This is a genomic window from Streptomyces sp. SID1328, from assembly GCF_009865595.1.
GTDB classification, from domain to species: Bacteria; Actinomycetota; Actinomycetes; order Streptomycetales; family Streptomycetaceae; genus Streptomyces; species Streptomyces griseoluteus.
Window position 1 is genome coordinate 1 of record NZ_WWKH01000686.1, and the last position, 790, is coordinate 790.

General features: G+C 74.2%; 1 protein-coding gene and 1 pseudogene. Both read left to right on the plus strand.

Features of this window, described 5'->3' with window-relative positions; translation table 11 throughout:
• The coding region (locus tag GT030_RS21930) for a DUF6113 family protein (protein ID WP_237522734.1) at positions 1-185 on the plus strand (185 nt) is incomplete at its 5' end.
• 152 nt (positions 186-337) lie between these two features.
• Positions 338-790: pseudogene (locus GT030_RS35795) on the plus strand (hypothetical protein); the annotation flags it as partial.

The following is a 790-nucleotide window of genomic DNA, read 5'->3' on the forward strand; positions in this document are numbered from 1 at the left end:
CGGTGCTCGGCTGGGTCGTCGCGGTCATCCTGCTCACCGCCAGCCGCCCGGAAGGTGACTTCCTGTTCGGCGCGGGCGGCGGCTCGTACGTCTTCCTGCTCGGCGGCATGGCCCTCGCTGTGATCTGTGCCACCTTGGCCCCCGGACGGCAACCCGACGCCGACTCCGACCGACTTGGCAAGTGACGTACCACTTCGCGGCGCCCTCGTGCGGGTCCGGTGCGGATTTCCCCGGCGGTCGTGGGATTCGCGCCAGAGGTGGCCAGTATGGTGGTGCGCGCCGCCGAGATGCCCGCTGAGGTCGTGACGGGCGGCGGAGCCAACCGGGAGAACCTGCCTTGAGTCGTGAAACTGACACTCCGTCCTCCGGGCCCAACGGGCGCGGCGGAGCCGCATACCCCTCCGGCACCCCGCCGTACGGGACCCCCATGGCTTCCGGCGACGGGGCCGGCGCGGGAAGCCCGGACGCGCGTCCCGAGGACCGCAAGACCGAGACCACGCTGACCACGCGCATCCGGATCAACATCCCCGGATCGCGGCCGATTCCGCCGGTCGTCATGCGCAAGACCGTCGAGGGCGCCCCGGGCGGCGAGAGCGCCGGTGACGAGCCGGCCGCCGACGCGCAGCCCGAGCCCGCCACGCCGGCCGTGCCCGAACCGGCCGCGGAGCCCGCCCCGCAGGCCGAGGAGAAGACCAGCGACTGGTTCGCTCCCCGCAAGGGCGGCGCCCCCAAGGGCGGTTCGGGCGGCGGCGGCACCAACGGCGCCGGAATGCCGGGCGGTTCCGCCTCC